At 75.9% G+C, this 13,647-nt stretch carries 10 protein-coding genes; all 10 read left to right on the top strand.

Annotation, left to right across the window (positions count from 1 at the left end; genetic code table 11):
- Positions 1-12: 12 nt before the first annotated feature.
- The 10 genes from FN207_RS12900 to FN207_RS26940 all read left to right on the top strand — a co-directional run bounded on the left by FN207_RS12900 (position 13) and on the right by FN207_RS26940 (position 13,557).
- Positions 13-954: an ABC transporter permease gene (locus tag FN207_RS12900; protein ID WP_142458895.1), complete on the top strand. Its 942-nt coding sequence runs from the start codon at positions 13-15 to the stop codon at positions 952-954.
- A complete protein-coding gene (locus FN207_RS12895; protein ID WP_142458894.1) occupies positions 951-2,795 on the top strand; it encodes a dipeptide/oligopeptide/nickel ABC transporter permease/ATP-binding protein in 1,845 nt (614 codons plus the stop codon). Before FN207_RS12900 ends, FN207_RS12895 begins: the two co-directional genes overlap by 4 nt.
- Positions 2,792-3,670 carry an ATP-binding cassette domain-containing protein gene (locus FN207_RS12890; protein WP_221888171.1) on the top strand — a complete coding sequence of 293 codons (879 nt, stop codon included), beginning with the start codon at positions 2,792-2,794 and terminating at the stop codon, positions 3,668-3,670. Before FN207_RS12895 ends, FN207_RS12890 begins: the two co-directional genes overlap by 4 nt.
- Positions 3,671-3,795: 125 nt before the next feature.
- Positions 3,796-4,875, top strand: coding sequence for a Gfo/Idh/MocA family protein (locus tag FN207_RS12885; RefSeq protein WP_142458893.1), 1,080 nt, complete (start codon positions 3,796-3,798; stop codon positions 4,873-4,875).
- Positions 4,876-4,898: 23 nt separating this feature from the next.
- Positions 4,899-6,446: a GMC oxidoreductase gene (locus FN207_RS12880; RefSeq protein WP_142458892.1), complete on the top strand. Its 1,548-nt coding sequence runs from the start codon at positions 4,899-4,901 to the stop codon at positions 6,444-6,446.
- 2 nt (positions 6,447-6,448) lie between these two features.
- Entirely contained in the window at positions 6,449-7,744 is a 1,296-nt protein-coding gene (locus FN207_RS12875; protein ID WP_246066023.1) for a C-glycoside deglycosidase beta subunit domain-containing protein, read from the top strand.
- The gene (locus FN207_RS12870) at positions 7,741-9,393 is read left to right on the top strand and encodes a GH35 family beta-galactosidase (protein WP_142458891.1); all 1,653 of its coding nucleotides are present in this window, start codon (positions 7,741-7,743) and stop codon (positions 9,391-9,393) included. The genes FN207_RS12875 and FN207_RS12870 overlap by 4 nt, the downstream gene beginning before the upstream one ends.
- The gene (locus FN207_RS12865) at positions 9,390-10,892 is read left to right on the top strand and encodes a glycoside hydrolase family 43 protein (protein ID WP_142458890.1); all 1,503 of its coding nucleotides are present in this window, start codon (positions 9,390-9,392) and stop codon (positions 10,890-10,892) included. The genes FN207_RS12870 and FN207_RS12865 overlap by 4 nt, the downstream gene beginning before the upstream one ends.
- A complete protein-coding gene (locus FN207_RS12860) occupies positions 10,889-11,773 on the top strand; it encodes a Gfo/Idh/MocA family protein (protein WP_221888170.1) in 885 nt (294 codons plus the stop codon). The genes FN207_RS12865 and FN207_RS12860 overlap by 4 nt, the downstream gene beginning before the upstream one ends.
- A complete protein-coding gene (locus FN207_RS26940; RefSeq protein WP_246066022.1) occupies positions 11,770-13,557 on the top strand; it encodes an alpha/beta hydrolase fold domain-containing protein in 1,788 nt (595 codons plus the stop codon). Before FN207_RS12860 ends, FN207_RS26940 begins: the two co-directional genes overlap by 4 nt.
- Positions 13,558-13,647: the final 90 nt, after the last annotated feature.

Below are 13,647 nucleotides of genomic sequence, written 5' to 3'. Positions count from 1 at the left end.
CGGAGGCCGACCGTGCTCCTCTTCCTGCTCCGCCGCCTCGGCGCCGGTGTGGCGCTGGTCTGGGTCATCGCGACGCTGACCTTCTTCCTGACCAGCCTCACCGGCTCCGACCCGGCCCGCCGCATCCTCGGCCCCACGGCCGGCCTCGACCAGGTGGCCGCCAAGTCCGCCGAGCTCGGTCTGGACCGGCCCGTCCTCGAGCGCTACTGGGACTGGCTGACCGGCGCGCTGCGCGGTGACCTCGGCACGTCGTGGTTCACCAACGAGCAGATCGGCGGGCTCATCGGAGACGCCCTCCCGGTGTCCCTGTCGCTGGTGGTCGCGGCCACCGTGCTCACCGCCGCGGTGAGCATCGTGCTGGGCGTGGTCGCCGCGGTGCGCGGCGGCTGGCTCGACGGCCTGCTGCAGGGGATCTCGACGGTGGCCTTCGCCGTGCCGAACTTCCTCGTCGGGCTGGTGCTCTCCCTCGTCTTCGCCGTCGAGCTGGGGCTCTTCCCGGCCCTCGGCTACACCGCGTTCACCGACGACCCGGGCGCCTGGCTGGCCTCGATCACCCTCCCGGCGATCGCCCTGGCCATCGGCGCCATCGCCACCGTGGCCACCCAGACCCGCGGCTCGATGATCGACGTGCTGCAGCAGGACTACGTCCGGACGCTGCGCAGCCGGGGCCTGCCCACGCGCAGCGTGCTGCTCAAGCACGCGCTGCGGAACGCCGCCCCCGCGTCGCTCACCGTCCTGTCCCTCCAGTTCATCGCGCTCATCAGCGGCGCGGTCGTCATCGAGAAGGTGTTCGGCCTCAACGGCCTCGGCGAGCGCGCCACGTCCGCGGCGGGCCAGGGCGACGTGCCGCTGGTCCTCGGGATCGTCGTGGTCGCCGTGGTCGTCGTCGTCCTGGTCAACCTGCTGGTCGACGTCGTGCTGGGCTGGCTCAACCCGAAGGTGCGGATCGCATGAGCATCCTGTCCGACGCCGGCCCGGCCGGCCCCGCGCCCGTCGACGCCGTCGCCGCGCCCGCCCGTGCCGGGGCGGTGCGCCGGCTGCTGCGCAACCCCGTCGCCGTCGTCGCGCTGGTCTGGCTGGTCGCCGTCGCCGTGCTGGCCCTCCTGGCCCCGCTGCTCACCTCGCAGAGCCCGACGGCGTCGAAGATCACCGAGGCGCTCGCGCCGATGGGCGGGGACCACCCGCTCGGCACCGACGGCGTCGGCCGCGACGTCTGGGCGCAGCTGCTCTACGGCGCGCGGACCAGCCTGATCGGGTCGCTGATCGTCGTCGCGGTCTCGCTGCTGCTCGGCCTGCCGGCCGGCGTGCTCGCCGGCTACCGCCGCGGCCGGTTCGACGCCGTCGCCAGCTGGGTGGCGAACCTGCTCATGGCGCTGCCGGCGATCATCGTGCTGCTGGTGGTGCTGGCCCAGTTCGGCCGCAGCACCGCGCTGGCGATGGCAGTCTTCGGCGTGATCATCGCCCCGGGCGTCTTCCGGCTGGTCCGCTCGTCGGTGATCGCCGTCCGCGAGGAGCTCTACGTCGACGCCGCCCGGGTGGCCGGGCTGTCCGACGCGCGGATCATGCGCCGCCACGTGCTCCCGGTCGTCGTCCCGCCGACGGTCATCCAGGTCTCGCAGCTGCTCGGCATCGCGATCGTCATCCAGGCCGGGCTGGAGTTCCTCGGCCTGGGCTCGGCCAACCAGGCCAGCTGGGGCGGGATGCTCAGCGACGCCTTCCAGAACATCTACGCCCAACCGCGGCTGCTGCTGTGGCCGGCGCTGGCGATCGTCCTCACCGTCACCGCGTTCAGCCTGCTGGGCAACGCGCTGCGCGACGCGCTCGGCGTCTCCGGCCGGGTCCCGCGGGTCCGCCGCCGGCAGCGGACGGACGCACCGCCGGTCGTCGCGGCCGGCGGGGAGGTCCCGGCGGCCCCCGACGTCCCGGACGCGCTGCTGGTCCTCGACGGCCTGCGGGTGGCCTACCCGACGCCGGAGGGCACCGAGCGCGAGGTCGTCCACGGGGTGTCGCTGACCGTCCGGCGCGGCGAGGTGCTCGGCCTGGTCGGCGAGTCCGGCTCGGGCAAGTCCCAGACCGCCTTCGCCGTCCTCGGCCTGCTGCCGCCGCAGGCGCGCACCTCCGCGGCGCGGATGACCTTCGACGGCACCGACCTGCGGGGGCTGTCCCCGGCGGCGATGAACCGGCTGCGCGGCCGCCGGATCGGCTACATCCCGCAGGAGCCGATGAGCAACCTCGACCCCTCGTTCACGATCGGCTCCCAGCTCACCGAGCCGATGCGCCACCACCTCGGGCTGTCGAAGGACGAGGCGCGCACCCGGGCCCTGCAGCTGCTCGACCGGGTGGGCATCCCCGACCCGGCCCGCGTCTTCGCCTCCTACCCCCACCAGGTCTCCGGCGGGATGGCCCAGCGGGTCCTCATCGCCGGCGCCGTCTCCTGCGACCCCGACCTGCTCATCGCCGACGAGCCGACGACGGCCCTCGACGTCACCGTGCAGGCCGAGGTGCTCGACCTCGTCCGCGAGCTGCAGGCCGAGCGGCAGATGGGCGTGGTCCTGGTGACCCACGACTTCGGCGTCGTCGCCGACGTCTGCGACACCGTCGCCGTCATGCGCGACGGGCGGATCGTCGAGTCCGCCCCGGCGGAGCGGCTGTTCGCCGACCCGCAGCACGAGTACACGCGGATGCTGCTCGGCTCCACGCTCGAGGACACCCCGGCCCGGGGCGCCCTCGCCGGGGCCGGCCTGCACCCCGAGGAGATCGCGCCCGCCCCGCTGACCTCCGGAGGTCCCCGATGAGCGCCCAGCCGATGAGTGCCGAGTCGACGAGCACCGTGTCCGCCCCCCTCCTGACCGTCGACCGGCTGGTCGTCGACTACCCGGTCACGGGCTGGCGCCGCCCGCCGGTGCGGGTCCTCAAGGGCATCTCGCTGGAGATCGGCGCCGGGGAGACCCTCGGCCTGGTCGGGGAGTCCGGCTCGGGCAAGACCACGCTCGGCCGGGCGATCCTCGGGCTCGCGCCGGTCACCGGGGGCGAGATCCGGCTCGGCGGCCGCGTCGTGTCGAACCTGGGCAGGCGCGAGCGCCGGGCGCTCAGCCGCGACGTCCAGGTGGTCTTCCAGGACCCGTACACGTCGCTGAACCCCGCGATGACCGTCGGCGACATCCTCACCGAGCCGCTGCTGGTGACCGGCTCGTCGCGGTCCGACGCGCAGCGGCGGGTGCGTGAGCTGCTCGACCAGGTGCACCTGCCGGCCGACGCCGTGAGCCGGCTGCCGCGGGAGTTCTCCGGCGGCCAGCGGCAGCGCATCGCCATCGCCCGCGCGCTGACCCGTGACCCGAAGCTCGTCGTCTGCGACGAGCCGGTGAGCGCCCTGGACCTGTCCACCCAGGCCCGCGTCCTCGACCTGTTCATCGAGATCCAGGAGCGGACCGGCGTCGCCTACCTCTTCGTCACCCACGACCTGTCGGTCGTGCGGCACATCAGCCACCGGGTCGCGGTCATGTACCGCGGCGAGCTCGTCGAGACCGGCGACGCCGCCGCGGTGACCACCGCCCCCGACCACCCCTACACCCGGCGCCTGCTCCTGGCGGCGCCGGTGCCCGACCCGCGGCGGCAGGCCGAGCGCCGCGCGGAACGGCACCGCTTCGCCGCCGCGCAGGCGGCCGGCTGACCCCGCCCGACCCACCCCCGGCGCAGCGCGGCGCCACCCCCACGGACCAGGCGAGCGGCCGGAGGCCGCCCGCACGACCCCTCGCGCCCTCTTCCCGGGCGCACCGCACACAGGAGGACCGCCACGTGACCGATCGCATCCGGGCCGGCATCGTCGGGACCGGCTTCATGGGCACCGTGCACGCCCGCGCGGTCCGCCGCAGCGGGGGAGTGGTCGCCCGCGTGGCCGGCTCGACGCCGGAGTCCTCGCGCGCCGGCCGCGAGCGGATCGGCGCGGAGTCGGCCACCGACACCGTCGAGGAGCTGCTGGCCGCCGACGACGTCGACGTCGTCCACGTGTGCACGCCGAACGCCACGCACGCGCCGCTGGTGCGCGCGGCGGTCGCGGCCGGCAAGTCCGTCGTGTGCGAGAAGCCGCTGGCCGTCGACGCCGCCGAGGCGCAGGAGCTGCACGACCTGGCCACCGCGGCCGGGGTGACCGCGACCGTGCCGTTCGTCTACCGCTTCTACCCGACGGTGCGCGAGGCGCGGGCGCGGGTCGCCGACGGCAGCGCCGGCCCGGTGCGGCTGCTGCACGGCTCCTACCTGCAGGACTGGCTGGCCGCCGACACCGACGACGACTGGCGGGTCGACGCCGCCACCGGCGGTGCCTCGCGGGCCTTCGCCGACATCGGCGTGCACTGGTGCGACCTCGTCGAGTTCGTCTCCGGCCACCGGATCACCCGCCTGGCCGCGCGCACCCTCACCGTCCACCCGGAGCGCGGCGGCCGGCCGGTCACCACCGAGGACGCCGCCGTCGTGCTGTTCGAGACCGACCGCGGCGCGGTGGGCAACCTGACGGTCAGCCAGGTGACGCCGGGCCGCAAGAACCGGCTGTGGTTCTCCGTCGACGGCGCGGCCGAGAGCCTCTGCTTCGACCAGGAGAACCCCGACTCGCTGTGGATCGGCGGCCGCGAGGTCAACCGGCAGCTGCTGCGCGGCGCGTCCGGTGGCCCGGCCGGCGCCCGCTACTCCGTCGTCCCCGCCGGCCACCCGCAGGGCTACCAGGACTGCTTCGACGCCTTCGTCGCCGACACCCATGCCGCCGTCGCCGGCTCCGCGCCCGACGGCCTGCCCACCTTCGCCGACGGCGTCCGCGCCGCCCGCGTCACCGCCGCCGTCCTCGAGTCCGCCGCGTCCGCGCGGTGGGTCGACGTCCCCGCCTGACCGCACCACGAGAGAGAGCAGCCATGACCAGGACCCTCCCCGCGCGCGTCGACGTGGCCATCGTCGGCAGCGGCCCCTGCGGGGCGGCGTACGCGCGGGTGCTCAGCGAGCAGTGCCCGGACGCGACGATCGCCGTCTTCGAGGTCGGGCCGCTGCTGGCCGACCCGCCCGGCACGCACGTCAAGAACATCGTCGACCCCGACGAGCGGGCCCGCGCGCAGCGCCGCAGCGAGGGTCCGGCGCCGCTGCCGGCCGGCACCCCCACCGACACCAACGAGGGCTACGCCACCGAGGCGCCCCGGCTGGTGCGCCCCGGCACGTTCCTCCTCGCCTCGGGCTACCGGCAGCCGGGCCAGGACGGGCTGCCCGGTGCGGCCATGTCGAGCAACGTCGGCGGGATGGGCGCGCACTGGACCGGCGCGTGCCCGCGCCCGGGCGGCCGCGAGCGGATCGGCTTCCTGCCCGAGCTCGACGACCTGCTCGCCGAGGGCGAGCGGCTGCTCAGCGTGGACGCCCACGCCTTCGACGACGCCCCCTTCGCCGGCGAGGTCCGCAAGCGCCTGTCCGGCGCCCTCGACGACGAGCGGGCCGAGGACCGCCGGGTGGCGCCGATGCCGCTGGCCGTCGTCCGGCACGACGACGGGCGGGTCACCTGGTCCGGCTCCGACGTCGTCTTCGGCGAGCCCACCCGCGCCAACCCCCGGTTCACCCTGGTGCCCGAGGCGCTGGTGACCGAGGTCGTCGTCGCCGACGGCCGGGCGCGCGGCGTGCGGGTGCGCGACCTGCAGGACGGCGGCGAGCACGTGGTCGCCGCGCGGTTCGTCGTCGTGGCCGCCGACGCCCTGCGCACCCCCCAGCTGCTGTGGGCCTCAGGCGTGCGCCCGCGGGCGCTGGGCCGCTGGCTCAACGACCAGCCGCAGACGGTCTACGCCGTCCGGCTCCGCGACGTCGACACCGGCCCCGAGGCCGACGTCGACCCCCGCGAGCAGCCGCGCATCGTCGCGCAGAGCGGCGTGAGCTGGGTGCCCTACACCGACGAGGACCCCTTCCACGGGCAGGTCATGCAGCTCGACGCCTCGCCGGTGCCGCTGGCCGACGCCGACGAGCCGGAGCCGGGCACGATCGTCGGGCTGGGCTGGTTCTGCGCCAAGGACCTGCAGGAGTCCGACCGGGTCGAGTTCTCCGACACCGAGACCGACCCCTACGGGATGCCGGCGATGCGGATCCACTACCGGCTCACCGAGGCCGACTCCGCCTCGATCGCGGCCGCCCGCGACGCCGTCCGGCGCGCCGCCGCCGCGCTCGGCGAGCCGCTCGACGACCGCGACCCGCTGACCTTCCCGCCCGGCGCCTCGCTGCACTACCAGGGCACCGTCCGGATGGGGGAGACCGACGACGGCACCTCGGTGTGCTCGCCGACCTCGCGGGTGTGGGACGTCGCGGGCCTCTACGTCGCCGGCAACGGCGTCATCCCGACCCCCATCGCCTGCAACCCGACCCTCACCGCGGTCGCCCTCGCCGTCGGCGGGGCCCGGGACATCGCCGCCGCGCTCACCCCAGAGGAGAACTGACCGTGCTCGACCGCAACGTCATCCAGGGCCGCGGCTTCCGCAACGTCGTCGAGGACGGCCGCGTCACCGGCTTCCAGCTCGTGCTGCGCAACCCCAACTACCGTGGCGTCGCCGCCAGCCTGCTCGACGGCGTCGAGGTCGTCGTCGACGGCGAGCGGGTGCCTGACTCCGTCCCGCTGTGGACGCTGCAGGGCCGCACGTTCACCCTCGACGAGCTGCGCGCCACCACCGACGTCCGCTGGCAGCTCGACGAGCCGGCGACGATCACCGTCCCGCGGCCGGGCGGGCTGGCCACCGGCGTGCACGACGTCGAGGTCCTCGTGTACCTGCGCCGGCCCTACTTCCCGCCGATGGTGTCGCGGACGACGTTCACCGCCTCGGCGAAGGCCGTCCTGGTGCCGCCGGCGCCGGAGGGCGGCCTGCGCTACGGCGTCTCCACCTACAGCTACACCGCCGACGTCTACACGCTGATGACGCTCGAGGACGTGCTGGCCGACGTCGCCGACCTCGGCGCCACCGGGATCGAGATCCTCGGCGAGGGCAACGTGCCCGGCTACCCCTCGCCCGACCCGGCGTGGATCGACACCTGGCACGGGCTGCTGCAGCGCTACGGGCTGACCGCCACCAACTACGGGTCGTGGGTGGACACCGAGATGTGGCGCGACCGGGCGCTGACCGGCGAGGAGGCCGCCGCGCAGCTGCAGCTGGACCTGCGGCTGGCGCACCGCCTCGGCTTCACGTCCGTCCGGCCGAAGTTCGGCGTCACCTCCTGGCAGCTCGACCCGCACCCGGTGTGGGAGGAGGCGGTGCTGCGCTCCCTCGACCTGGCCGCGGACCTCGACGTCGTCATCTGCCCGGAGATCCACGCTCCGACGCCGATCCGGCACCCGGTGACCCAGGGCTACGTGGACCTGATCGAGCGCACCGGCAGCAAGCACTTCAAGCTGCTCATCGACACCGGCATCTTCAACACCGCGCCGGTGCTCGAGCTCTCGGAGGAGATCGAGGTCGGCGACGACGGGGAGGTGCCGGAGCACCTGCGGCCGCTGGCCGTGCCGATGGCCGACCTGGTCGAGGTGCTGCCGCACGTGCACTTCATCCAGGCGAAGTTCGCCGAGGTCGACGACGACCTGCACGACCTGCACGTGCCGTGGGGGGAGATCGTGCCGACGCTGCTCGAGCACGGCTGGTCGGGCTGGCTGTCGAGCGAGTACGAGGGCCGGCGCGAGCCCTACCGCGGTGCCGACCAGGTCCGCCGCCAGCACGCCCTGCTGCGCAGCCTCGCAGGCGCACGGTGACCGGGGCCCGGCCGCTGCCGTTCCTGCGCACCACCGGCCGCGCGACCCAGCTGGTCGTCGACGGCGCACCGACGCTCCTGCTCGGCGGCCAGCTGCACAACTCGGCGACCTCCGACGGGGGGCACCTGCGCCGGGTGCTCGACCGCGTGGCGGCCGCGCACGCGGACACCGTGATCGGCGGCGTCAGCTGGGCGCTCCTGGAGCCCGTCGAGGGCACGTTCGACTTCGCGCACGTCGACGCCCAGGTCGAGGCGGCGCGGGAGCGCGGGCTGCGCCTGGTGCTCCTCTGGTTCGGTGCGTTCAAGAACGCCGCCTCGACGTACGCCCCCCGGTGGGTGCGGTCGGATCCCGGCCGGTTCCCCCGCGCCGTCGTCACCCGGGGCCGCCCGGTGGCGTTCAGCTACCCGGGGGCCATGCCGAAGCCGGTCCTGTCGGTCTTCTCCCCGGAGCTGCTCGCCGCCGACCGCGCCGCCTTCGTCGCGCTCATGCGTCACCTGGCGGAGACCGACCCCGGGCACGTCGTCGTGATGGTCCAGGTCGAGAACGAGGTCGGCCTCCTCGGCGACAGCCGGGACCGCTCGCCCGCGGCCGACGAGGCCTGGCACGGCGAGGTGCCCAAGGAGCTCGTGGCCCACCTCGAGGAGCACCCCGACCGGCTGCGCCCCGAGCTCGCGGAGCTGTGGGAGCGCCACGGCCGGCGCACCGCCGGCACGTGGGAGGAGGTGTTCGGCACCGGCGAGGAGGCCGAGGAGGTCTTCATGGCCTGGGCGTTCGCCGGCCACGTCGAGGAGCTGGCCGCGGCGGGCAGGGCCGTGAAGCCGCTCCCGATGTACGTCAACGCCTGGCTGGGACCGCAGCCGGGCCAGGCCCGGGCGGGGGAGTACCCCAGCGGCGGGCCGACGTCCCGGGTGCTCGACGTGTGGAAGGCGGGCGCGCCGTCGCTCGACCTGCTCGCACCCGACGTCTACGTCGACGACGCGGCGGCCGCGATGGCCGACTACGACCGCCCGGACAACCCGCTGTTCGTCCCGGAGACGCGGTTCCGCACGGGCAGCCTGTTCTGGGCGCTCGGGCACCACCGGGCCATCGGCTTCTCCGTCTTCGGCATCGAGGACGGCCGCACGGACAGCCAGCTCGCCCGCGCCTACGCCCTCCTGCGCCCGCTGGCGACGGCCATCACCGCGGCGCAGGGCGAGGACCGGATCGCCGGCATCCTGCTCGACGACGGCGCGCCGGACTCCTCCTTCCGGCTCGGCGGCCTCGACGTGACCGCACGGGACTCGCGCGCCCTCCTCGGCCGCATGCTGCTCGACGCCGGGGTCCAGCCCCCGCCCCCGCCGCCTCCGCCACCCAGCGAGACGGAGGGGTCGGCGGGGCCACCGGCGCCGCGGGACACCCGGCCGTTCGGCCTCCTCATGGCCGAGGGCGACGACACCTTCCTGCTGGTCGGCCAGGGCGTGACCGTCGACTTCAGCGCGCCCGGGGAGACGGTCGAGGTCGACCGGGTCGAGGAGCTCCTCCTCGAGGGCGGCCGCTGGACCCGGGGCCGCCTGCTCAACGGCGACGAGCGGCTGCACGTCGTCCCCCTCGACGACCTCGGCGTCGCCCGGATCACCCTCCTGCGCATCCCTCCCGGAGACCCCCGATGACGCAGCGACCGGTCGTGCCCGGCTTCCACCCCGACCCGTCGGTCTGCCGGGTGGGGGACACCTACTGGCTGGTGACCTCCAGCTTCGAGTACGCCCCCGGCGTCCCGCTGTTCCGCTCGACCGACCTGCGGTCCTGGGACCAGGTCGGGCACGTGCTGGACCGCCCGTCCCAGCTGGACGTCTCGCCGGCCGGCCCGTCCGGGGGGATCTTCGCGCCGACCCTGCGGTACCACGACGGCCGGTTCTGGATGGTCACGACCAACTGGTCCGACGGGGGCGGGCAGCTCCTGGCGTGGGCCGACGACCCGGCCGGCCCCTGGTCGGACCCCGTGCGCATCCCGGGCGCCATCGGCATCGACCCGGACCTCGCCTGGGACGACGACGGCACCTGCCTGATGACCTACGCCGGCTTCGGCCCGAACGGCGGCGAGGGCATCGTGCAGTCGGCGATCGACCCGCTCACCGGCGAGCTCCTCACCGAGCGCCGCTGGATCTGGTCGGGCACGGGCGGCAAGTTCCCCGAGGGCCCGCACCTGTACCGCATCGGCGAGGAGTGGTACCTGCTCATCGCGGAGGGCGGCACCGAGCGCGGCCACGCCGTCACCATCGCCCGCGGGCCCTCGCCGCAGGGGCCGTTCGAGGGCTCCCCGTCCAACCCGCTGGTCACGCACCGCGGCACCGACCTGCCGGTGCAGAACACCGGCCACGCCGACCTGGTGCAGCGCCCGGACGGCAGCTGGGCGCTCGTCTACCACGGGGTGCGTCCCCGGGGGTCGAGCCCCGAGTGGCACGTCCTCGGCCGCGAGACCTTCGCCGACGACGTCGAGTGGCGCGACGGGTGGCCGGTGGTGACCGGGCACCTGGAGCCGGCCGCGCCCGCGGACGCGGTGGCGCGCGAGGAGCTGGCCGGGACCGCGCTCCCGCCGTCATGGGTGGCGGCGTCGGCGTTCCCGGGGGAGGTCGTCTCCCGCACCGAGGGCGGCTGGCTCGTCCGGCCCGCCGGGGACCGTCCCGCCTTCGTCGGGCGGCGCCAGGAGCACCTCTACGCCCGGGTGCGGGCGCGCATGGTTGCCGAGGGGACCGGAGGGCTGTCGGTCCGCGTCGACCCGCGGCACGCGCTCGACCTCGAGGTGGCCGACGGGGTCGTGCGGGCGGTGTGGGCGGTGGGCGACGTCCGGACCGTGCTCGGCGAGCGTGCCCTCCACGGCGAGGCCGGCCTGGGCTTCCGCATGGCCCCCACCCAGGGGCACGAGTTCTCCACCGCCCGCGGACCGGACCGGGTCCTCGCCGGCGTGGAGGGGCCCGACGGGTTCGAGGTGCTCGGGGAGGTCGACGGCCGCTACCTGTCCACGGAGGTGGCCGGTGGCATGACCGGCCGCCTGGTCGGGGCCTGGTGCACCGACGGCAGCGTGGTGCTGCGGTCCTTCGAGTACGAGGGCTCCGACGACCCGGCCGTGGTCGGCGGCGGACCCGCGGGACCCGAGCCCTGGGCCCGGTGACGCTGCGGGTGGGGCTGGTCGGCGCGGGGCCGTGGGCCTCGATGTCGACCGGCCCGATGCTCGCCGCCGGCCCGGACACCACGCTCGCCGGGATCTGGGCCCGCCGGCCGGAGGCGGTCCGGGAGCTGGCCGGCCGGCTGGGCGTGCCCGCCGTCGACCGGTTCGAGGCGCTGCTGGACGCCTGCGACGCCGTCGCCTTCGCCGTGCCGCCCGACGTGCAGGCCCAGCTCGCCCCGGTCGCGGCGGCGGCCGGCCGGCACCTGCTCCTGGAGAAGCCGCTGGCGTCCACCGTCGAGGACGCCGAGCGCATCGCCGCCGCGGCAGACGCCGCCGGCGTCGTCACCCAGCTGCAGCTGACCAACCGCTGGACGGCGGCCGTGGACCGCTTCCTCGCCGACGTCCGCGGGAGCCGGCCGCGGGTGCTGACGGCGGACTTCGTCGGCAGCGCGGCCCTCCCGGGGTCACCGTTCGCCACGCCCTGGCGGCGTCCGGACCGGGCGCTGTACGACGTCGGGCCGCACGTCCTCGACCTGCTCGAGGCCGCGGCCGGCCCGGCGACCGTCGTGCACGCCCGCACGTCCGGTGCGGTGACGGCGGTGACGCTCGAGCACGAGGGCGGCGCGGTCAGCACCGCGACGCTGTCGGTGGCGACCCCCGGGGCACGCGGGCCGCTGCGGTGCGAGGCGGTCACCGACGACGGCCGGGTGGTCCTCGCCGACCCCGGCGCGGAGGACCGCACGGCGGTGCGGCGCCGGGTCACCGGCGACCTCGCCGCGGCCGTGGCCGCCGGTCGCTCCCCGGCGATCGACGTGCGGCACGGCCTCCGCCTGCAGCGCCTGCTCGCCGCCGTCGAGCGGCGCACCCGAGAGGACCCCCGATGACCGAGCTGCCCGCCGACCCCTTCCTCGCCCCGTCGCTGCCCCCGCCCGCGCCGTGGGTCCGCGACGACGGCACGCGCCACCACCCCGGAGCCGTCTACGCGGCCGTGTCCGGGTACCGCGCCCTGGAGCTGGACCTCTGGGTGCCGGCCGTCCCGGCGCTCCCCGCGGTGGTCGTGTGGGTCCACGGCGGTGCGTGGATGGTCGGCAACCGCCACCTGCTGCCGGGGTCCCTGCGGCCTGGCCTGCTGTTCGAGGAGCTGCTGGCGGCCGGGCTGGCCGTGGCGACCGTCGAGTACCGGCACGCCCGGGAGGCTCCCTTCCCCGCCCAGCTGCACGACGTCAAGGCCGCGGTCCGCTGGCTGCGCCACCACGCCGCCGGGCTCGGGATCGACGGCGGGCGGGTCGGGATCGCCGGTGAGTCGGCCGGCGGCCACCTGGCCGCGCTGGTCGCCCTGACCGCCGACCGCCCCGACCTCGAGGGCGCCGTCGGGGTGCGGGGACCCTCCAGCGCCGTCGACGCGGTCGTCGACTGGTACGGCGTGGCCGACGCGGCCACGATGCCGGAGACGGAGCTGCCCCCCGAGGTCGCGGCCGCGCTGCCGCCCGAGGACCTCGTCCCGCCGCTGGAGGTGCTCCTCGACGGGGTCGACGACGCCACCCGGGAGCTGGCCAGCCCGGTCGTGCACGCGCACGCCGGCGCGCCGCCGTTCCTGCTCGTGCACGGCACCGCCGACCGCGTCGTCCCGCACGCGCAGAGCGAGCTGCTGGCCCGCGCGCTCCGGGACGCCGGCGCCGACGTGCGGCTGGAGAGCGTCCCCGGCGCCGGCCACCGGCTGGGACGGGTACGACGACGCCGACGCGGTCGTCGGCCTCACCGTCCGGTACCTGGCCGACGCGCTGCGCGGGACGCCCGCCCGGTGAGCCGGCCGCGCCTGCCCCTGCGGCCGAGGACCCGCGTGGTCGTCGACAACGACTGGTCCGGCGACCCCGACGGGCTCGTCGCGCTCGCCCACCACCTGCTCTCACCCACCAACCGGGTCGAGGCCGTCACCAGCACGCCGCTCGACCCCCGCTTCCCCGTCGCGAGGCCGCGGGCCGCCGACGGGGCTGCGCTGGCCGAGGAGCTGCTCGACGTCGTCGGCGGGCACACCCGGCCCCCGGTCGCCGCCGGCCGGGAGGGCACCTTCGACCCGTCGCGGCCGGGGACGTCGGCCGCCGCGGAGGTCGTCGTCGAGGCGGCGAGGCGGGCGGACCCGCTCCCGCTGTACGTCGTCTGCGGCGGTCCGCTCACCAACGTCGCCGACGCGCTGCGGCAGGCGCCCGACGTCGCCGCCCGCACGACCCTGGTGTGGGTCGGCGGGGCGGTGGAGGAGGGGCGGTTCGAGTACAACCGGGAGGCCGACGCGGAGGCGGCACGGTACGTCCTCGGGCACCCGGGGCTGACCGTGCACCAGTTCCCCGTGGAGGCCTACCGGCAGTGCGCGTACTCCGTCGCCGAGCTGGAGGAGGACCTCGCCGGCTCCGGTGCGCTGGGCGAGTGGCTGTGGTCGCACTTCGTGGACCCGCCGGAGTGGCTCGACGTCGAGGGGGTGTGGCCGCTGGGCGACAGCCCGCCGGTCCTCGTCACCGCGCTGTCGGTCGAGTCCAGCCGGGCCACCGTGACCCCGGGACAGGGACAGGGCGAGCGGCGGGTCTACACCGACGTCGACACCCGGCTGCTGTTCGGGGACATGCTGGCCCGCTTCCGCCGGCACGGCCGCACGTCGCGGACCACCGCGGACTGACTCCTCGGAGCAGGTGGCCGGGGTCGAACCGACGCGGGACTCCGACCTGCCCCTTCCACTTCTGGCATCGGGTGCCATAACGTGTGGCCG

This window comes from Geodermatophilus aquaeductus (assembly GCF_900182545.1).
GTDB classification, from domain to species: Bacteria; Actinomycetota; Actinomycetes; order Mycobacteriales; family Geodermatophilaceae; genus Geodermatophilus; species Geodermatophilus aquaeductus.
Note: the sequence above shows the minus strand (reverse complement) of the source record. Positions and strands in the feature narration are given on the sequence as shown.

Coding starts and splice junctions, on each gene's coding strand:
- FN207_RS12890 (WP_221888171.1), top strand. CDS start 2,792: ATGAGCGCCCAGCCGATGAGTGCCGAGTCGACGAGCACCGTGTCCGCC.
- FN207_RS12865 (WP_142458890.1), top strand. CDS start 9,390: ATGACGCAGCGACCGGTCGTGCCCGGCTTCCACCCCGACCCGTCGGTC.
- FN207_RS12895 (WP_142458894.1), top strand. CDS start 951: ATGAGCATCCTGTCCGACGCCGGCCCGGCCGGCCCCGCGCCCGTCGAC.
- FN207_RS12880 (WP_142458892.1), top strand. CDS start 4,899: ATGACCAGGACCCTCCCCGCGCGCGTCGACGTGGCCATCGTCGGCAGC.
- FN207_RS26940 (WP_246066022.1), top strand. CDS start 11,770: ATGACCGAGCTGCCCGCCGACCCCTTCCTCGCCCCGTCGCTGCCCCCG.